At 64.4% G+C, this 13,515-nt stretch carries 14 protein-coding genes and 1 tRNA gene; 4 read left to right on the top strand and 11 right to left on the bottom strand.

Features of this window, described 5'->3' with window-relative positions:
• Nucleotides 1–7 precede the first annotated feature (7 nt).
• From FB547_RS05080 to oxc, 5 genes are all read right to left on the bottom strand, one after another.
• Nucleotides 8–391, bottom strand: coding sequence for a hypothetical protein (locus FB547_RS05080; protein ID WP_374710065.1), 384 nt, complete (start codon nt 389–391; stop codon nt 8–10).
• 153 nt (nt 392–544) lie between these two features.
• On the bottom strand, nt 545–1,795 hold the full coding sequence (frc, locus tag FB547_RS05075; protein WP_025569425.1) for a formyl-CoA transferase: 1,251 nt from the start codon (nt 1,793–1,795) through the stop codon (nt 545–547).
• A complete protein-coding gene (locus FB547_RS05070) occupies nt 1,795–2,232 on the bottom strand; it encodes a PAS domain-containing protein (RefSeq protein ID WP_025569426.1) in 438 nt (145 codons plus the stop codon). Before FB547_RS05070 ends, frc (FB547_RS05075) begins: the two co-directional genes overlap by 1 nt.
• A 73-nt stretch (nt 2,233–2,305) precedes the next feature.
• Nucleotides 2,306–3,583: a formyl-CoA transferase gene (gene frc, locus FB547_RS05065; protein WP_025569427.1), complete on the bottom strand. Its 1,278-nt coding sequence runs from the start codon at nt 3,581–3,583 to the stop codon at nt 2,306–2,308.
• Between the two features lie 30 nt (nt 3,584–3,613).
• Nucleotides 3,614–5,434, bottom strand: coding sequence for an oxalyl-CoA decarboxylase (gene oxc, locus FB547_RS05060; RefSeq protein WP_145740124.1), 1,821 nt, complete (start codon nt 5,432–5,434; stop codon nt 3,614–3,616).
• Between the two features lie 156 nt (nt 5,435–5,590).
• Between oxc and FB547_RS05055 the strand changes: the two genes are divergently transcribed.
• Entirely contained in the window at nt 5,591–6,199 is a 609-nt protein-coding gene (locus tag FB547_RS05055; RefSeq protein WP_025569429.1) for a Crp/Fnr family transcriptional regulator, read from the top strand.
• A 15-nt stretch (nt 6,200–6,214) separates the two neighbouring features.
• Here the strand turns inward: FB547_RS05055 and FB547_RS05050 are convergent, their stop codons facing one another.
• The 4 genes from FB547_RS05050 to FB547_RS05035 all read right to left on the bottom strand — a co-directional run bounded on the left by FB547_RS05050 (nt 6,215) and on the right by FB547_RS05035 (nt 10,283).
• The gene (locus tag FB547_RS05050; protein ID WP_145740122.1) at nt 6,215–7,051 is read right to left on the bottom strand and encodes a cytidylate kinase family protein; all 837 of its coding nucleotides are present in this window, start codon (nt 7,049–7,051) and stop codon (nt 6,215–6,217) included.
• A gap of 15 nt (nt 7,052–7,066) precedes the next feature.
• On the bottom strand, nt 7,067–8,596 hold the full coding sequence (locus FB547_RS05045; RefSeq protein ID WP_025569431.1) for a tripartite tricarboxylate transporter permease: 1,530 nt from the start codon (nt 8,594–8,596) through the stop codon (nt 7,067–7,069).
• A gap of 21 nt (nt 8,597–8,617) precedes the next feature.
• The gene (locus FB547_RS05040; RefSeq protein WP_145740120.1) at nt 8,618–9,142 is read right to left on the bottom strand and encodes a tripartite tricarboxylate transporter TctB family protein; all 525 of its coding nucleotides are present in this window, start codon (nt 9,140–9,142) and stop codon (nt 8,618–8,620) included.
• A 115-nt stretch (nt 9,143–9,257) separates the two neighbouring features.
• Nucleotides 9,258–10,283: a Bug family tripartite tricarboxylate transporter substrate binding protein gene (locus FB547_RS05035; RefSeq protein WP_145740118.1), complete on the bottom strand. Its 1,026-nt coding sequence runs from the start codon at nt 10,281–10,283 to the stop codon at nt 9,258–9,260.
• 314 nt (nt 10,284–10,597) lie between these two features.
• Here FB547_RS05035 and FB547_RS05030 point away from each other — a divergent pair, with 314 nt between their 5' ends.
• The 3 genes from FB547_RS05030 to FB547_RS05020 all read left to right on the top strand — a co-directional run bounded on the left by FB547_RS05030 (nt 10,598) and on the right by FB547_RS05020 (nt 12,366).
• Nucleotides 10,598–10,834, top strand: a complete 237-nt coding sequence (locus tag FB547_RS05030) for a hypothetical protein (RefSeq protein WP_025569434.1) — start codon at nt 10,598–10,600, stop codon at nt 10,832–10,834.
• A 52-nt stretch (nt 10,835–10,886) separates the two neighbouring features.
• Nucleotides 10,887–10,961: transfer RNA gene (locus FB547_RS05025), tRNA-Arg, on the top strand.
• 175 nt (nt 10,962–11,136) lie between these two features.
• Nucleotides 11,137–12,366 carry a tyrosine-type recombinase/integrase gene (locus FB547_RS05020; protein WP_145740117.1) on the top strand — a complete coding sequence of 410 codons (1,230 nt, stop codon included), beginning with the start codon at nt 11,137–11,139 and terminating at the stop codon, nt 12,364–12,366.
• A 28-nt stretch (nt 12,367–12,394) separates the two neighbouring features.
• Here the strand turns inward: FB547_RS05020 and FB547_RS05015 are convergent, their stop codons facing one another.
• Nucleotides 12,395–12,943, bottom strand: coding sequence for a PIN domain-containing protein (locus FB547_RS05015; RefSeq protein WP_261380216.1), 549 nt, complete (start codon nt 12,941–12,943; stop codon nt 12,395–12,397).
• A gap of 27 nt (nt 12,944–12,970) precedes the next feature.
• On the bottom strand, nt 12,971–13,435 hold the full coding sequence (locus FB547_RS05010; protein ID WP_145740113.1) for a helix-turn-helix domain-containing protein: 465 nt from the start codon (nt 13,433–13,435) through the stop codon (nt 12,971–12,973).
• Nucleotides 13,436–13,515 lie beyond the last annotated feature (80 nt).

The raw sequence follows: 13,515 nt of genomic DNA, 5'->3' as shown, positions 1-13,515 counted from the left end.
ATGGCTTTCAGGTGCCGAGTTCGGCGCCGCGGGTTTCGGCCCAGTTGAAATAGCGCTTTTTCATGGCGCCGGCTTCGAGCTCGCGCTTTTGATGCTCTTCCTTTTTCTGCTCGATCACCTCGGCCAGGAATTTGGCGTCGTAGGCGCGCAAAAGATGAGGCTGGTGGGTGCGCAGGTAATGGCAGATCCGCTCGACGCCGTCCTGGCTTTCGCGCAGCAGCTGGCAATAGACTTCACGGTCCCAGTGCCAGCGGAACCCCAATTCGTAGAACGCCGCGTTGTAGGCGTTGCGCTCGGTTTCGCTGCTCCAGTATTGAATTGGCAAATCATCGATCATGAAATTTCTCCTAGAAATTGAATGCCGGGCGTCAAATGGTTTGCGGATCGGCATGATCAAAATGTAGATTCGATGATAGATAAATAATAGTTAAACTATTTTATTGAATGCATTCTTGATAAGTTATACATAACCGGCGACGAATTCCCATCGCAGGCGTATTACCGCCTGCGGTTTTACGGTGCCTTTAAAAAACCGCGCCTCAGTTCAGATGACGCCCTCGGCGCGCAGCGCCTCGACGTCGCCGGCGGTGTAGCCCAGCTGCATCAGCACCTCGTCGGTGTGCTCGCCAAGCAGCGGCGAGCGCGTGACCTCGGTCGGGCTGTCGGACATCTTGATGGGGTTGCCCACCGTCAGGTACTTGCCGCGCGTGGGGTGGTCGACCTCGACGATGGTGCCGGTCTCGCGCAGCGACGGATCGGCGGCGATTTCCTTCATCGAGAGAATCGGCCCGCACGGAATGTCGTACTGGTTGAGGATGTCCATGGCCTCGAACTTGGTCTTGGTCATGGTCCATTGCTCGATGCGCGCGAAGATCGGCTTCAGGTGCAGCAGGCGCGCGGCCGGCGTGGCGTAGGCCTCGTCGTCGATCCAGCCTTCCTCGCCGATGACCTTGCACACCGCGGGCCACACCGCGCCTTGCGTGATGAAGTAGATGTAGGCGTTGGGATCGGTCTCCCAGCCCTTGCACTTGAGGATCGAGCCCGGCTGGCCGCCGCCCGAGGCATTGCCCGCGCGCGGCACCGCGTCGCCGAACTTGCCGTCGGGGTACTGCGGGTATTCGTGCATGGTGCCGGTGCGCTCCAGCCGCTGCTGGTCGCGCATCTTCACGCGGCACAGGTTCAGCACCGCGTCCTGCATGGGCGCGAGCACCTGTTGGCCGCGGCCCGTGCTGTTGCGCTGGTAGAGCGCCGCCACGATGCCCAGCGCCAGGTGCAGGCCGGTGCCGCTGTCGCCGATCTGCGCGCCCGTGACGACCGGCGGGCCGTCCTCGAAGCCGGTGGTCGAGGCCGCGCCACCGGCGCACTGGGCCACGTTCTCGTACACCTTGCAGTGCTCGTACTTGCCGGGGCCGAAGCCCTTGACCGACGCCACGATCATGCGCGGGTTGAGCTCCTGGATGTGGGCCCAGGTGATGCCCATGCGCTCGAGCGCGCCGGGCGCGAAGTTCTCCACCAGCACGTCGCAGGTCTTGATCAGCGAATCGAGCACCTTCTTGCCCTTGGGCTTCTTGGTGTCGAGCGTGATCGAGCGCTTGTTGTGGTTGAGCATCGTGAAGTAGAGGCTGTCCACGCCGGGAATGTCGCGCAGCTGGCCGCGCGTGGCGTCGCCTTCGCCGGCGCGCTCCACCTTGATCACGTCGGCGCCGAACCACGCCAGCAGCTGGGTGCAGGTGGGACCGGACTGCACGTGGGTGAAATCGAGGATGCGAACGCCCTCAAGTGCCTTGCTGCTCATCAGCTGTCTCCTTTGATCGTGGCCTCTGCTTCTTGCAGACGAGCGCGCAATTTACGCTCTTCGGCGAAGCGGGTGGTTTCGTCGCGCACGATGGCGACGATGCCCGTGACTTCACGGCTCTGCGAGAACAGCATCGACACCGTGAAGGCGATCGACAGCGTGTGCCCGTCCTTGTGCAGCGCCGGCACGCGCAGCAAGTCCGCACCGTACTTGGTGATGCCGGTTTCCATGGTCTTCTGGTAGCCGTCCCAGTGGCGCTGGCGCTGCCGCTGGGGAATGATCATGTCGAGCGACTGGCCCAGCGCCTCGGCTTCGGTGAAGCCGAAGATGCGCTCGGCCGCGCGGTTCCAGAGCGTGATCGCCCCTTGCGCGTCGCACACCATGATCGCGTCGCCGGCGCCTTCGACGAGCTGCTTCAAATCAACGTTCGCTTGCATGTTTTCCTCTGGCGCTTCATGTCGATTTCCCGGCGCCGCCCGTACCTTCGAACGGGCGGCGCCAGGGGAGCCGCTACACGGCTTTTGCTTCTTTCAGGTTGTCGATCTGTTGCTTGGTGTAGCCCAGTTCCGCCAGCACCTCTTCGGTGTGCTCGCCCAGGAGCGGCGAGGCGGTGACCTCGGGCTTGAGGTCCGAGAACTTGATCGGGCTGCCGATGGTCCAGTAGCTGCCGCGCTCCTTGTGCGGCACTTCGACGATGGAGCCGCTCTTGCGCAGCGACTCGTCGTGCAGCAGTTCCTTCATCGACAGCACCGGGGCGCAGGGAATGTCGTGCTTGCGGAAGATGTCCACTGCCTCGAACTTGGTCTTGTCCTTGATGAAGTCCTCGATGGTCGCGAAGATCTGGTCGATGTGCGGCTGGCGGGCCTTGGGGGTCATGTAGTCGGGATCGGTCTTCCACTCGGGCTTGCCGAGCGCGTCGCAGATCGGGTCCCAGGCGTGGCCCTGCACCGTGAAGTAGATGTAGGCGTTGGGGTCGGTCTGCCAGCCCTTGCACTTCAGGATCCAGCCCGGCTGGCCGCCGCCGCCGGCATTGCCGCCGCGCGGCACCACCTTGTCCTTGAAGGCGTCCATCTCGTGCGGGTACTGCGGGTATTCCTCCAGGTAGCCCACGCTGTCCAGGCGCTGCTGGTCGCGCATCTTCACGCGGCACAGGTTGAGCACGGCGTCCTGCATCGAGCAGGCCACCTTCTGGCCCTTGCCCGTTTGCTGGCGGCCGATGATGGCCGTCAGGATGCCGATGGCCAGGTGCATGCCGGTGTTGGAGTCGCCCAGCGCGGCGGCCGAGATCGTCGGCACCGAGTTCTCGCCCTTCCACCAGCCGGTGGTGGAGGCGGCGCCGCCGGCGCACTGCGCCACGTTCTCGTAGACCTTCAGGTCCTCGTAGTGGTGGCCGTCGCTGAAGCCCTTGACCGAGGCGACGATCATCTTGGGGTTCAGTTCCTGGATGCGCGCCCAGGTGAAGCCCATGCGGTCGAGTGCGCCGGGGCCGAAGTTTTCCACCAGCACGTCGGATTCGCGGATCAGCTTTTCCAGCACGGCCTTGCCCTCGGGCTTCTTGGTGTCCAGCGTGATCGAGCGCTTGTTGCTGTTGAGCATGGTGAAGTACAGCGCGTCGACGTTCGGAATGTCGCGCAGCTGGCTGCGGGTGACGTCGCCGGCGCCGGGGCGCTCGACCTTGATCACGTCGGCGCCGAACCAGGCCAGCATCTGGGTACAGGCCGGACCGGCTTGCACGTGCGTGAAGTCGATGATCTTGATGCCGTTGAGGGGTTTGTTGTTGCTGCTCATGCTGCGTATCTCCTGATTGAATGGAAAGGCTTACTTCTTCTTGGCCGTGGCCGGATTGAGGCTGGTGATGCGGCCGCTTTCAGTGCCGGCGGTCTCGTCGATCACGGCGTTGATGAGCGTGGGACGGCGGGAAGCCACGGCTTCGGCCAGCGCCTTCTGCAGTTCATCCGCGGTGGTGGCGTTGACGCCCACGCCGCCGAAGGCTTCCATCAGCTTGTCGTAGCGCGCGTTCTTCACGAACACGGTGGGCGCCACATCGGATGTGCCGCTCGCGTTCACGTCGGTGCCGCGGTAGACGCCGTTGTTGTTGAAGACGACGATGCAGATCGGCAGGTTGTAGCGGCAGATGGTCTCCACCTCCATGCCGCTGAAGCCGAAGGCGCTGTCGCCCTCGATGGCGATCACTGGCTTGTCGGTGACCACCGCGGCGGCCACCGCAAAGCCCATGCCGATGCCCATGATTCCCCAGGTGCCCACGTCCAGGCGCTTGCGCGGCTCGTACATGTCGACGATGCTGCGCGCGAAGTCCAGCGTGTTGGCGCCTTCGTTCACCACGATGGCGTCGGGCCGGGCCTTGACCTGGTCGCGGATCACGCTGAGCGCGCTGTGGAAGTTCATCGGCGAGGGCCGCGCGGCCAGCGTCACGGCCATCTTCGAGAGGTTCTTGTCCTTGCGCTCGGCGATGGCGCCGGTCCATTCGGCCGGCGGCTTGGCCCACTTGCCATCGACGCCCGCGAGCAGCGCCGCCACGCAGGAGCCGATGTCGCCGATCACCGGCGCGGCAATGGCCACGTTGCTGTCGATCTCGGTCGGCGCGATGTCGATCTGGATGAACTGCTTGGCGCCCTTGTCCTGGCCCCAGGTCTTGCCCTTGCCGTGCGACAGCAGCCAGTTCAGGCGCGCGCCCACCAGCATCACGACGTCGGCTTCCTGCAGCACGTAGGAGCGCGCGGCCGCGGCCGACTGGGCGTGCGTGTCGGGCAAGAGGCCCTTGGCCATCGACATCGGCAGGTAGGGAATGCCGGTCTTCTCGACCAGCGCGCGGATGTCGGCATCGGCCTGCGCGTAGGCCGCGCCCTTGCCGAGCAGGATCAGCGGCTTCTTGGCGCCCTTGAGCAGGTCGAGCGCGCGCTTGACCGCGTCGGGTGCGGGGATCTGGCGCGGCGCGGGATCGATGACCTTGATGAGCGAAGCCCTGCCCTTGGCTGCATCCATGGTCTGCGCGAACAGCTTGGCCGGCAGGTCCAGGTACACGCCGCCGGGGCGGCCCGACACGGCCGAGCGGATCGCCCGCGCAATGCCCACGCCGATGTCCTCCGCGTGCAGCACGCGGAAGGCGGCCTTGCACAGCGGCTTGGCGATTGCGAGCTGGTCCATCTCTTCATAGTCGCCCTGCTGCAGGTCGACGATCTCGCGCTCGCTCGAGCCGCTGATGAGAATCATCGGGAAGCAGTTGGTGGTGGCATTGGCCAGCGCCGTGAGGCCGTTCAGGAAGCCGGGCGCCGACACCGTCAGGCAGATGCCGGGCTTCTGCGTGAGAAAGCCGGCCGCGGCGGCGGCGTTGCCCGCATGCTGCTCGTGGCGGAACGAGATGACCCGCAGGCCCTCTGCCTGCGCCATGCGCGTGAGGTCGGTGATGGGAATGCCCGGCAGGCCGAAGATGGTGTCGATGTCGTTCAGCTTGAGCGCATCGATGACCAGGTGGAAGCCATCGATCGTCGTGTCGTGCGCCTCCTCCGTGGGCTGCTTGAGGGCCAGCACGACCGCGTCGCCGTCGTTGGCCCTGTTCTTGGGCTTGAGGGCGTCGTCCAGGGTGGTGGATGCCTCTTTGTCCGTTCTTACTGAAGACATGTCTCTCCTTCTTGCTTGGGTGAATGGCCGAGGCCCGAGCCGGGACTATGATTCGGGGGCATGCTTTCGGGCGTTGACCTCGGTCAACTTTCCGGAAAACGGCACCGGCCAGATGAACCAGAAGTTGTTGTTGCGCATTCGAGCAAGACGGGACCCATGACGCTGTTGGAAAACCACCCGGAGAAAAACATCATTCGCGCGCAGCTCCGGCAGAACATCCTTCTCAAGGACCTGAGCGAGAGCGATCGCGCCGAGCTGGAAACCCATCTCGTCATCGTGGACGGCAACAAGGGCGACTTCCTGCTGCACCAGGGCGTGCGCGAGATGGAGCAGTACTTCATCCTCGACGGCATCCTCAAGCGGGTGGTGAGCAACCCCGAGGGCAAGGAAATGATCCTGCGCTTTGCCGATGCGCACGACATGGAAACCAGCTACGCGGCGCTGCGGCTGGGCACGCCCACGCCCTACGGCATCGTCTGCGTCACCAAGGCCCGCGTGGCCAGCCTGCCGCTGAAGGAGTGGATCGCTTTCCTGGACCGCCACCCCGAGACCAAGGAACTGTTCGAGTACTGCGTGATGCGCGGCATGAGCGAAATCATGGCGCACACCATCACGCTTCACCTGCTCGACGCGCCGGGCCGCGTGCACCGCTTCATGCGCAAGCACCCCGAGCTGGAAGACCGCATCCCCAGCAAGGAGCTCGCGTCGTATCTCAATCTCTCCGCGGAAACCCTGAGCCGGCTCCGAAAGCGCGGAAAAATCTAGCTCGCCTGTTCTTTTTCAGGTCTGCTTGGCGGACGCGAAGCGGCGCGGAACGGTCATCAGGCGCAGCGCGTTGTCGACGCCGCTCACGCCGTCGACCCTGGAAGCCACATCCTGCGTGAGCATGCGCTCCTGCGCATCGAGCACGATGCCGCTCAGCTTGACCTGGCCCTGGTTGGCCTCGACGGTCACGCGGATGTCGCCGGTCGCCTCGTTGTCCTTCAGTGCCGACTTCACCCGCGCCGCAAGCGCCATGTTGGCCAGCAGCGCGCGCGAGGCCGGTGTCTCGGCGAACTCCGGGCGCTCCACCAGCGCGCGGATCTGCGCCACGCAGCTGTCCACCGAGAGGCGGTCCGTGTTGAGCACCAGGTCGTAGAGCACCGGGTCGCCCCAGGTCACGCCGAACTGCGCATGCATGCGCGCCGCGTGCGCGTCGTCGCTGCGACGGATCTCGGCTTCGGCGAATTCGGCATCATCGGTTTCAAGGTGCGCCATCAGCCATTCAACGCGCTTCTTCATCGAGCGCGTGATGCGCACGCACACCACGTGCGGCACCGGCCGCAGCAGGCAGGTCGCGCCCCAGCCGCGCAGCACCACGTTGCCGCGGTCGGCCAGCGCGAAGAGCTCCTCGGCCGTGTAGAGCGCAAGGCTGCGCCGGTCGGCGGTGAGCCGTTCGACGAAGCCGGCCTTGCCGTCGCGCAGGCGGCCGATGAAGCTGGTCGGCACCTGCATGCGGTCGGCCACGCGCTCGATCGTCTCGTGGCGCATGACCTCCAGCCCGAGCGTTTCGGCAAGCCGAAGCGACACGTCCTTGGCAAGGGAACCCATCTCCTGGGTGAGTGCAATGACTGGCATGTGGTTGTTCTCCGTTCAGTCCACCGGGCGCTCGACGGCGAACTCGTCAGGCTTCTTGGGCTTGACGAACGCCAGCGCCTTGGAGATCAGCGGCCAGAACAGCAGCAGCAGCGCGAGGGTGGTGATGCCGCCGACCAGCGGGTTCGAGAACATGATCGTCACGTCGCCCTGCGAGACCAGCATGGCCTGGCGGAACGAGTCTTCCGCCTTGTCGCCGAGCACGAGCGCCAGCACCAGCGGCGCCAGCGGAAAGTCGAGCTTCTTGAACAGGTAGCCCACCACGCCGAAGCCGAGCATGAACCAGATGTCGAGCATCGCGTTGTGCACCGTGTAGGCGCCGATGGCGCAGATCACGATGATCACCGGCGCAATGATCGAGAACGGAATGCGCAGGATCGAAGCGAACAGCGGCACCGTGCTCAGCACCACGATCAGGCCCACGATGTTGCCCAGGTACATGCTGGCGATCAGGCCCCAGACGAAGTCCTTCTGCTCGACGAACAGCAGCGGTCCGGGCTGCAGGCCCCAGATCAGCAGGCCGCCCAGCAGCACCGCGGCGGTGGGCGAGCCCGGAATGCCGAGTGCCAGCATTGGCAGCAGCGCGCTGGTGCCGGCCGCGTGCGCCGCGGTCTCGGGGGCCACCACGCCCTCCATCTGGCCGGTGCCGAACTTGGAGCCGCGCTTGGACATCTTCTTGGCCAGGCCGTAGGCCATGAACGAAGCCGGTGTGGCGCCGCCAGGCGTGATGCCCATCCAGATGCCGATCAGCGAGCTGCGCAGCGAAGTCACCCAGTACTGCGGCAGCTGCTTCCAGGTCTGCAGCACCACCTTGGGATCGATCTTCGCGCTCTTGCCCGAGAACTTCAGGCCCTCTTCCATCGACAGCAGGATCTCGCCGATGCCGAACAGGCCGATCACCGCAATCAGGAAGTCGAAGCCGCGCATCAGCTCCGACTGGCCGAAGGTGAGCCGCAGCTGGCCCGTGACCGTGTCCATGCCCACGCTGGCCAGCGCGAAGCCGAGCGCCATCGACGCCAGGATCTTGAACGGCGAGCCCTTGCCCATGCCCACGAAGCTGCAGAAGGTCAGCAGGTACACCGCAAAGAATTCGGGCGAGCCGAACTTGAGCGCGAACTTGGCCACCAGCGGCGCCAGGAAGGTGATCATGATCACCGCCAGCAGCGCGCCGACGAACGACGAGGTGAAGGCCGTGGTCAGCGCGGCGCCCGCATTGCCCTGCTGCGCCATCGGGTAGCCGTCGAAGGTGGTGGCCACCGACCACGGCTCGCCCGGGATGTTGAACAGGATGGAGGTGATGGCCCCGCCGAACAGCGCCCCCCAGTAGATGCACGACAGCATGATGATCGCCGAGGTCGGCGACATCGTGAACGTGAGGGGCAGCAGGATCGCCACGCCGTTGGCGCCGCCCAATCCCGGGAGCACGCCGATCAGCACCCCCAGGATGATGCCGACGAACATCAGGCCGATGTTCATCGGCGTGAGGATTACCGAGAAGCCCTGCATCAGGGCACTGATTTCATCCATTTCGCATTTGCTCCGTGAGATTCAGTAGCCGAGAAACCGGAGAGGATCGAGCGCGCCCTTGAACAGCGGCACCTTGAACCACACCTCGAACATGCAGAAGAACACCACATTGACGACCAGCGCCGCAATGGCGCTCTTCACCCACGAGTACTTGCCCAGCAGCACCATGAACAGCGCGATGTAGATCGCCGATGCCACATAGAGGCCGAGCAACGAGATCGCCCCCACGTACACCGTGGCCGGCAGCAGCACCGACAGCACGCGCTTGAGCTGCACCGAGTCGACGAAGACCTCGGTCTTCCTGTGCTTGCCCAGCAATGCCTGGTACAGGATGCCGGCGCCGGAAATCGTGATGATCACGCCGATGTAGAAGGGGAAGTACCCCGCGCCGGGCCCGTCGCTGGTCCAGCCGGAGCCCAGCCGCTGGCTCTCGTAGATCACCAACAGGCCGATGGCCACCAGGACCAGTGCGACCACTGCCTCGACCACGTGGGTCGCTACGCCGGTGCGCACCGGACCGTCTGCAGAATTCTCTTCGTGCTCCATGGAGTCCCCATCGTTCGTGTGTATGCCGTGAAACCCAAAGTGCAGCGCTCCGCCCCGCCGCCCCTGCGGGCGGCCGTCTCGTCAGGCAAGGAGCGCCGCGCGACGCTCGAGATTGCTACTTGCTGCTGGCCAGGAAGCCGGCTTCCGTCATCAGCGTGCGGTGCGTGGCTTCCGCTTCCGTGAGCCATTTGGTGAACGCGTCGCCGGTCATGAAGGTCGGGTTGAAGGCGCCCTTCTCCATGTATTCCTTCCAGTCCGGCGTGGCAGCGATCTTGGTCAGCAGGTCCACGTAGAAGGCGAGCTGGTCGGGCGTCACGCCGGCGGGCATGAAGATGCCGCGCAGCATCGTGTACTTGGTGGGAACGCCCGCTTCCTTGCAGGTGGGGATATCGTTCCACGACTGCGTCTCCGTCACCTTGGCCTTGAACGGCATGCGCTGGTCGTCGAACACGCACAGCGCGCGCAGCTTGCCCGCACGCCACTGGGCCACCGCCTCGATCGGGTTGTTGACGGTCGACTGCACGTGGCCGCCCACCAGTTGCACCGCCACCTCGCCGCCGCCCTTGAACGGCACGTAGATGAACTTGGTGCCGGTGGCCTTCTCGAGCGCCACCGTGATGATCTGGTCTTCCTGCTTGGAGCCGGTACCGGCCATCTTGAACTTGCTCGGGCCCGCCGCCTTGGCCGCCGCGATGAACTCCGAGGCGTTCTTGTACGGCTGCTCGGCGTTGGTCCACAGCACGAACTGGTCGAGCGCCATCATCGCGACCGGCGTCATGTCCTTCCAGTTGAAGGGCACGCCGGTGGCCATGGGCGTGGTGAACAGGTTGGACAGCGAGATGATGATCTTGTGCGGATCGCCCTTGGCTTCCTTCACGGCAAGAAAGCCCTCGGCCCCCGCGCCGCCCGACTTGTTGACGACGATCAGCGGCTCCTTCATCAGCTTGTACTTGATGACGATGCCCTGCAGCAGCCGGCCCATCTGGTCGGCGCCGCCGCCGGTGCCCGCCGGGATCACGAACTCCACCGGCTTGGTGGGCTCCCATGCGGAGGCTGGCGCAGCGACCGCGAGCGCCAACATGGCTGCGGTGAAGACCTTGGCCCGACAAGCGCGGGTGCGCGAAAAGAAGTTCTTCATCATGTTGTCTCCTGTGTAAGGTGCGCTCTTTTTTTTGTGGATCTGAGCCGAGATGCGAACAGGGGCGATGGTGCGCGCAGGAAGAACTCAGCCTGCTTGACCATGGTCAACTTTTCCAAGATTTTGTCTTGGGGTTAGCCCGCGCCGATTGCCGGGCAGACACGGGCTTGGCGGCGGAGCCATCAAGGGAAACGGCATGCGGACGAGCGCATGCCACGGCACCGATCGCGTGCACTTTTTGCCTTGCATCCAGGTGGAATCCGGGTAAACCCTAAAATAGCCTCTGTTCCCGACCACCCCATTCCAGGAGTTCCCGTATGTCCACCCTTGACCGATCGACCAGCGCGAGCGCATCCGGTGGCTTGGCTGGCGCGCTCAAGGCGTTCGCCGAAGAGGCCAGCGTGCTCGTTCAGGCCTTGCTGAGCCCCGGCAAGGTGATCGAGGAAGTCGAACAGATGCGCGCGCTGCAGGTGCGCGCCAACCGCATCGAGGCCACCGACCCGCTGCGCGCCGACGTGCTGCGCTGGCACGCCTCGCGCATCGGCCTGCGCTGAGCCGGCCGCTGCGCGGCGGCGCGCCGAACTGGTAAAGTCCGGGCCGCCCTCCGTCTTCGTAGTTCAATGGATAGAACGGGGTCCTCCTAAGACTCAGATACAGGTTCGATTCCTGTCGAAGGCACCAAAGACCCGAATCACGGCGTCTCACCCCTCATCAGAAACCCGTACGCTCCAAGGCGTAGCGGGTTTTTCTTTGCCTCGCGACGACGCGCGGCGTAGCGATCCCATCGCACGGAAATACCGTTACTTTTGCCGGTATCCCGGAAATCCCCGTGACGAGATACCGTTGAGGAGTGGAGATGGCACTGACAGACACGTTTGTTCGGCAGGTGAAGCCCACCGGGAAGGCCATCGGCGACAAATATGCCGACGGCGCCGGCATGTACCTGCTGGTGAAGACGGCCGGGAAATACTGGCGAATGGATTACACCTTCGCCGGCAAGCGGAAAACGCTGGCGCTGGGAACCTACCCAGAGGTCTCGCTGGCCAAAGCTCGGGATCGCCGCGCCGCCGCCCGCGAGCTGCTGGCAGACGGGACCGACCCGAGCGCGGCCAAGCGCGAAGAAAAGAGAGCCAGAGCCGACGCAGCGGCGAATACGTTCGAGGCGGTTGCGCACGAGTGGCTGGGAAAGACTGCGGCCAAACGAGCGAGCGGAACGCAGCTCAAGGTCAAGACATGGCTCGAGAAGGACGTGTTCCCCTTCATCGGCAAGATGCCCATGTCCACCATCGGTCCGCGCGACATTCTGGAGCGAGTGGTCCGCAAGCTGGAAGCACGCGGCGCTATCGATACCGCCCACCGCGTCAAGCAGCTTTGCGGACAGGTGTTTCGCTTCGCAGTGGTGTCAGGCCTGGCAGAGAGGGACGTGACCGCCGATCTGAGCGAAGCTCTGGCCTCGAAAGCGACCAAGCACTTCGCCGCCATTACCGGGCCCAAGCGAGTCGGAGACCTGATGCGCTCGATCCATGCCTATAGCGGCCACCCCACCACCGTTGCCGCGCTGAAGCTTTCCCCCCTGCTGTTTGTCCGGCCTGGCGAGTTGCGCACCGCGGAATGGGCTGAGATCGACCTGGACGCGGCCGAGTGGCGCATCGCCGGCCCGAAGATGAAAATGAAGGTCGATCACGTCGTGCCGCTGGCAACCCAAGCGGTGGAGATCCTGCGGAACCTCCACCCGATCACAGGCCATGGACGGTTTGTGTTTCCCAGCATACGGACGGGTGAACGCCCCATGAGCGAGAACACGATCAACGCCGCTCTGCGCGGGATGGGCTACAGCGCCGAAGTCCACACGGCCCATGGCTTCAGGGCAACCGCGCGGACCCTCATGGATGAAGTGCTCGGCGAGCGCGTGGACTTCATCGAGCACCAGCTCTCCCACATGGTCAGGGATACCAACGGTCGTGCGTACAACCGCACCGCACATCTCCCCGCGCGTCGGGAAATGATGCAGCGCTGGGCGGACTACCTGGACAAGCTGCGCATCGGTGCCGACGTGCTTCCCTTGAAGCCGCGCCAGATGACATAGCCAAGTCCGCGATCTCCTGCCAAGCCAGTTAGAGGAGTGCCACGACATCGCGCAGGTGCGCCGCAGTCTGGGGCAACCCGCGCTTTTCGAGCAGGGCGACCAGCGCGATCGCGTCGACCTGCGGCCGGGCCCAGCGCTCGCGCATTCGCTTCAAAGCCGCGAGGGCGGTGAGCTTCTCCAGCATCAACTGGTTGAGGACGAATTCGTCAGGGGTCTGTACCTCGATGCCGAATGGGTCCAGCACTTCCCTGGGAAAGTCCTTCTCGTTCCACGTCACGATCGCATCCGCGTGTCCAGTGATCGCAGCCGCCAGCACATGGCGGTCATCGGGGTCCGGTAGCTTCAGGCCCTCGATCAGGTGTTCGTAGCCTGAGACGAGGCAGTCCGGAATGGCGTCCTCCATGGCTTGCGCGGCAGCGGCAATCTGGACTCCCATGCCGGGCCGGTCCCGCAGCAGGCTGCGCGTCCACTCATCACGGATGTGGACGGACCACTTCGCGCTATAGAGGTCCGCGTCGGCCAGGCTGAGCAGCACGTCGCGCAGCAACGCCGGATACAGGACGTTGGCATCGAGCACCGCTGTGTACCGGGCGCTTCCTGCCACTCACAGCTCCTCGCCCATCTCCTGGGAGAGGTCGTTCAATCGTTTGAGGGCGCCGGCCGACCGCTGCTTCTGCTCGTCCTTGTAGCGCATGAGCTCTTCGAACTCGATGCGGCGGTGCCGGTTGATCAGCCGGCACTTCAGCCGGCCAGCCTCGATCTCCTTGATCACGAAGGGGCGCGACACATTCAGGAGTGCCGCAGCTTGCTGCGTCGTGAGTTCCAGCTTCTGCGGGACGAGCATCATCGGCTCGCGCTTGGCCATCTGGCGCAACACGTCGGCAAGGAAGTGCAAGGCACGCGGAGGCAGGAGCAGAACCGGGGCTTCGCCCTTGCCGTCCCCGTCCACTTCGATGGTTATTTTGATCGCTTTTGCCTTCGAGTGACCCAGGGCCGCAACCAGGCACGCCGTCGCCGCACCGGCCATTTCCGCTTCCATTTCGCTGGCTGGGTCGAGTATCTGGGTCATGCTGGGTCCTTTCATAGCTGGCGCTACGCCGGCGCCTCAAGCGAAATATACGCATTAAACGCAATATTCGCAACTGATGG

It is taken from the genome of Variovorax beijingensis (assembly GCF_007828835.1).
Lineage (GTDB): Bacteria > Pseudomonadota > Gammaproteobacteria > Burkholderiales > Burkholderiaceae_C > Variovorax > Variovorax beijingensis_A.
The sequence above is the reverse complement of the archived record's forward strand: the minus strand, read 5'-3'. Positions and strand labels throughout refer to the sequence as shown.

What these genes read in the sequence shown, in the direction of transcription:
- FB547_RS05050 (WP_145740122.1), bottom strand. Translation starts at nt 7,051, where the DNA reads ATGCCAGTCATTGCACTCACCCAGGAGATGGGTTCCCTTGCCAAGGAC.
- FB547_RS05055 (WP_025569429.1), top strand. Translation starts at nt 5,591, where the DNA reads ATGACGCTGTTGGAAAACCACCCGGAGAAAAACATCATTCGCGCGCAG.
- oxc (WP_145740124.1), bottom strand. Translation starts at nt 5,434, where the DNA reads ATGTCTTCAGTAAGAACGGACAAAGAGGCATCCACCACCCTGGACGAC.
- FB547_RS05040 (WP_145740120.1), bottom strand. Translation starts at nt 9,142, where the DNA reads ATGGAGCACGAAGAGAATTCTGCAGACGGTCCGGTGCGCACCGGCGTA.
- FB547_RS05035 (WP_145740118.1), bottom strand. Translation starts at nt 10,283, where the DNA reads ATGATGAAGAACTTCTTTTCGCGCACCCGCGCTTGTCGGGCCAAGGTC.
- FB547_RS05030 (WP_025569434.1), top strand. Translation starts at nt 10,598, where the DNA reads ATGTCCACCCTTGACCGATCGACCAGCGCGAGCGCATCCGGTGGCTTG.
- FB547_RS05020 (WP_145740117.1), top strand. Translation starts at nt 11,137, where the DNA reads ATGGCACTGACAGACACGTTTGTTCGGCAGGTGAAGCCCACCGGGAAG.
- frc (WP_025569427.1), bottom strand. Translation starts at nt 3,583, where the DNA reads ATGAGCAGCAACAACAAACCCCTCAACGGCATCAAGATCATCGACTTC.
- FB547_RS05080 (WP_374710065.1), bottom strand. Translation starts at nt 391, where the DNA reads ATGCCGATCCGCAAACCATTTGACGCCCGGCATTCAATTTCTAGGAGA.
- FB547_RS05045 (WP_025569431.1), bottom strand. Translation starts at nt 8,596, where the DNA reads ATGGATGAAATCAGTGCCCTGATGCAGGGCTTCTCGGTAATCCTCACG.
- FB547_RS05070 (WP_025569426.1), bottom strand. Translation starts at nt 2,232, where the DNA reads ATGCAAGCGAACGTTGATTTGAAGCAGCTCGTCGAAGGCGCCGGCGAC.
- frc (WP_025569425.1), bottom strand. Translation starts at nt 1,795, where the DNA reads ATGAGCAGCAAGGCACTTGAGGGCGTTCGCATCCTCGATTTCACCCAC.
- FB547_RS05010 (WP_145740113.1), bottom strand. Translation starts at nt 13,435, where the DNA reads ATGACCCAGATACTCGACCCAGCCAGCGAAATGGAAGCGGAAATGGCC.